4 protein-coding genes are annotated in these 4,177 nt (G+C 34.7%); 3 read left to right on the top strand and 1 reads right to left on the bottom strand.

The window, feature by feature from the left end; all coding sequences use genetic code 11:
- The first annotated feature begins 381 nt into the window (after window positions 1-381).
- Genes GO685_RS03640 through GO685_RS05595 form a run of 3 tightly spaced genes read left to right on the top strand, consistent with a single transcriptional unit; the run spans window position 382 to window position 2,877 of the window.
- Window positions 382-1,398 carry a substrate-binding domain-containing protein gene (locus GO685_RS03640; RefSeq protein ID WP_175937617.1) on the top strand — a complete coding sequence of 339 codons (1,017 nt, stop codon included), beginning with the start codon at window positions 382-384 and terminating at the stop codon, window positions 1,396-1,398.
- Window positions 1,399-1,417: 19 nt separating this feature from the next.
- Window positions 1,418-2,110, top strand: a complete 693-nt coding sequence (locus GO685_RS05600) for a potassium transporter TrkG (protein ID WP_246226413.1) — start codon at window positions 1,418-1,420, stop codon at window positions 2,108-2,110.
- A 44-nt stretch (window positions 2,111-2,154) separates the two neighbouring features.
- Window positions 2,155-2,877 carry a potassium transporter TrkG gene (locus GO685_RS05595; RefSeq protein ID WP_246226412.1) on the top strand — a complete coding sequence of 241 codons (723 nt, stop codon included), beginning with the start codon at window positions 2,155-2,157 and terminating at the stop codon, window positions 2,875-2,877.
- Window positions 2,878-3,110: 233 nt separating this feature from the next.
- Here the strand turns inward: GO685_RS05595 and GO685_RS03630 are convergent, their stop codons facing one another.
- Entirely contained in the window at window positions 3,111-3,977 is an 867-nt protein-coding gene (locus GO685_RS03630) for a hypothetical protein (protein WP_175937616.1), read from the bottom strand.
- Window positions 3,978-4,177: the final 200 nt, after the last annotated feature.

The following is a 4,177-nucleotide window of genomic DNA, read 5'->3' as shown; positions in this document are numbered from 1 at the left end:
TTCTTAACGTTTACAGTTTGGGCTATTTGCATTTAAAAGTAGCTGAATCGTAGCGTTGAGGGTAAAAACACCGATATTTGAGGTACACATAGCGCGAAAATTGAAACAATGAGACGCCAAATACCCTAAGTTTTTTGTCATTAACCTGCACAGATTGCGAAGATAAATAAATAGCTTCAGTTTCACAATAACAAGGTTGGCGAAAGTTGTCAAGTAGTTTTTTTGTTTCTATTGGATAACATTTGCTTTCTGTGTATAACAGCTTAGGTTTTTCAAGATGATGAAAGGTAATGCAAGAAATTTAACCATAGGAGAAAATTAGGGCTTTTCAGTTTGATCTTTTGTTATAATAATTAAGACTTGTGTTCTTAACTAAAAACGATGCTTAGAGGTTTTCTCTTGATTTTTATATTTGCAGTGTTCATGCCGCTATCAAACGCTGATGCGAGGAAATATATCAGAATTGTTGGATCTTCAACTGTTTTTCCTTTTATCTCATTTATAGCTGAGGATTTCAACCGTGTATTCCCCTTTAAAACTCCAGTTGTGGAATCAATAGGGAGTGGGCCAGGGTTCAAAATGTTTTGTTCAGGGATAGGGGAAGACACGCCGGATATTGCTGCTTCGTCTCGTTCTATAAAAAATGCAGAAAGGGAGCTATGTAAAAGGAATAAAGTTGATGAGATGATAGAGATTATTATTGGCTATGATGGAGTTGTAATCGCAAATTCTAACCAAAGCCATAGATTTGACTTCTCAAAAAAGGATTTATTTGAAACTTTATCTGCATATTCTCAAGAGAATGGTAAGCTGGTAAAAAATAATAAGAAGCTTTGGTCTGATGTAAGCCAGGCCTTACCAAAAACAGAAATTGAAATTTATGGTCCACATCAAAATACAGGTACGTACGAAACTTTGGTTAATTCTATTATGCTTGATCAATACTCATGCATGAATTCAAGAATTTTCAAAGAGAATTATGAAGACCAGGAGGAAAGAAAGAAAGCTTGTAGCAGTATAAGGGACGATAGAAGGTATAAGGAAGTTGGGACTAATGAAAACATAATAATACAGAAGTTGAAAAGCAACAAGAATGCTTTGGGAATATTTAGTTTTAGTTTTTTGATGAGGAACCAGGATAAAATACAAGGAAGCACAATTGCAGGAATTGAGCCAACTTACGAAAATATATCATTGGGAAAATATATATTAGCAAGGCCTCTATATCTTTATATAAAGAAAGAACACTTGAGTACTGTTGATGGATTAAGAGAGTTCATTAGAGAAGTTATCGATTCTATCAGTACTGAAGATGGGTATCTATCTAAGCTCGGTCTGATTCCACTTTCAAGTGAAGACATAAAGAAAGTTTCAGCAAAAGTTCATGATATAGTGTAATATCTTTTTGCTCTGTTCTATGGAAAATCATCAGCACTTGCAAGCGTTGCGTTCAATTGCATTTATTGTTGGAGTATTTCTATTGGTGTTTAGCTTAACAATGGTCATTCCTGCTATTACTAATAAGTATCTGGGTTACGAATGGAAAAATTTTCTAGCTGGGTTTGTGATTACTTGCATATCTGGCGCAATTTTTGTTTTATTAGGTAAATTAAGCAAATTGCATGGAATGCCAGTGATTTTTGCGATTACCAGTTGTGCTTGGATTGCTTTACCCCTATTTGCAGCTATTCCATTCTATCTTGATAGTCTGGACTATGTTGATGCATTATTTGAAACGATATCTGGCTTTACCACAACAGGAGCAACTGTATTCAGTGATGTTGAAAAGCTATCTCCAGGAATATTGCTGTGGAGAGCAATGCTGCATGGTATAGGTGGCTTTGATATAATTACTATAGGAATTGCAGTTTTTCCCATGCTTAGGGTTCTGAGTCTAAGTAATTTACTCTATTCTGAATGTTCGGATGCTACAAAAAGAAGGTTACCAAACACGCGAAGTGTAGTGATTCATGTTACGGCAATATATTATGGCCTAATTTTATTGTGCATATTTTCCTATTATCTAGCTGGTATGCCATTATTTGATGCGATATGCCACGGAATGTCCGCTGTATCAACTGGTGGATTGCTAACTATAACGATTCCATAGGGCACTATAATGATCCCTTACTAGAAATCATAACAATCATTTTTATGATCTTGGGTTCTCTGCCTTTTCTTAGCTATTTAAAAATCATAAGACGGTTAGACATTTATCGCGATGAACAGGTCTCTTATTTTATTGGGATAGTCATTGTCTCATCTTTATTTGCTTGTTTTTGGTTGTACAGAAATGTTGATTTAGGAATATCATTGTCATTTAGATATAGCACATTTACTATCACTTCTTTTATTACTTCAACTGGCTATGTGGTGTGTAATTATGTGGATTGGGGCTTTATTTCAGTCTTGGCTTTTTTTCTAACCTTTATTGGTGGATGTGGTGGTTCTGCAAGTGGTGGAATCAAAATCTTCCGTTTGACTGTTTTTTTAAGATCTATAGAGAATCGCTTTCGCCTTTTATTAGATCCTAATGCAGGTGATAGGGTGAAATTTAATGGTAAAATTTTAGAAGATGATGAAGTTCACTCTATCTTTACGTTTTTTGCAATTTACATATTAACGTTCACTATATCATCAATAGTGATGTCTTACTTAGGCAATACGGACTTTATAACTAGCATTAGCTCAGTTTCTGCAACGCTTACGAACTCTGGTCCAGGGTTCAGTAACTTAATCGGTCCTTCGGGTAATTATTCCTCCTTCAGCAGTGGAGTAAAACTATTTCTGTCATTTTTAATGCTGCTTGGCAGGCTTGAAATATTGCCAATCTATTTTTGTATAGGCAACTTGCTCTTATTTAACAGAAGGGAATAGTTTAGCTGCCTAAAAGGTTGGGGAATGGTTTTCTTAGCATTGAAAATTACATAATATACATTATGGAAAATATGAAAAACACAGCTCCCAGATTAGTGCTCAAAAATGCTTAAGTGACAAAAATTTATGTCTTTATGTTATCAACAGATTTATCCACAATATCGTGAATAACCCCATAAGAAAATTAGTGTCTCGGTGAGAGGTAAGGAAAAAGACAGTTTACCTCCTTCCTTCTACTTAACTGGCTGGTCCTTGTGCTGTCCTTGTGCATTAGTTTCTTCTAGTTTACTTGACACTGCACATGTAATACTATAAGCAACAAGTCCAACTAGCACAGCAGCAGCTACAGCTATGCCAGCTATAACCAATATTGGTAATTGAATACCGGCAACACCACATCCAACACCAACTGCCAATGCAGCTATAACACTACAAACACTACCAATTATTATTGGTTTGTTAGTAGTTTTTGCTGTGCTTTTGTCGTCAAAATCCGTTGAAGGTTGGGATATGTCATCATTTTCTTCTTTTAAAGTCAATGAAACCAATTGATTATCATCTACCTTTGCTTCATTTTCTGTGTCCTTTTCAACTTGAAGAATTTTGTCTAGCATATCACGATCTTCAGCTTTTTGTAAGATAGTTTTAATTTTTTCACGACAAAATAATTCTTCACCAGCCCAAACTTCTTTTAATACATTGTGCTCTTTAGCTGCATTTAAAACAGTTTCAATTCTTTTCCTGTCCCTGAGGTGTATAGCAAAGGCAAGTGGTGTTAGAGTACTTATATCACTTTCGAACTTTTTTATAGTTATATTCGGAGTATTAAGAACTTCTTTTAATATACCTTCATCTTTAGCTTTACCTAAAATAGCTTCAATGTTTTTCTGATCGCTGTTATATATAACCGAACCAAGCAGTGTTATAGTATAACTTTGATATCCTTCAACTGTTTCATAATTCTTACTTGTATCAATAAGAACTGCCCGTAAATCATCTCTTGACGCTCCTTGTAGAATCTTAGCAACATTACCCCGATCGGTTATTGCGTTCTGTAACTTATCATATAATTCCCGTTGTTCATCTGTTAAACCTGACATATAATTACCTCCATAAGTCTACTAAGCTTAATTATTACACATTTCAGCAAAAAAGTCAAGAAATGGTTAAGATACTGCGGTATCTACCAGTCTCTGTGAAAAAAGCTTGTCATGAGAAAATAAGGAAAGATGTAGCAAAAACTGGTAGTTTAACTTAGCTAAAAATAGAGAAACACCAAATGGCATATTATATAAAAGAA

It is taken from the genome of Wolbachia endosymbiont of Madathamugadia hiepei, from assembly GCF_013366855.1.
GTDB lineage: Bacteria > Pseudomonadota > Alphaproteobacteria > Rickettsiales > Anaplasmataceae > Wolbachia.
Note: the sequence above shows the minus strand (reverse complement) of the source record. Positions and strands in the feature narration are given on the sequence as shown.

Excerpts from the sequence above, each read along its gene's own strand:
- GO685_RS05595 (WP_246226412.1), top strand. The coding sequence starts at position 2,155 with ATGATCTTGGGTTCTCTGCCTTTTCTTAGCTATTTAAAAATCATAAGA.
- GO685_RS05600 (WP_246226413.1), top strand. The coding sequence starts at position 1,418 with ATGGAAAATCATCAGCACTTGCAAGCGTTGCGTTCAATTGCATTTATT.
- GO685_RS03640 (WP_175937617.1), top strand. The coding sequence starts at position 382 with ATGCTTAGAGGTTTTCTCTTGATTTTTATATTTGCAGTGTTCATGCCG.
- GO685_RS03630 (WP_175937616.1), bottom strand. The coding sequence starts at position 3,977 with ATGTCAGGTTTAACAGATGAACAACGGGAATTATATGATAAGTTACAG.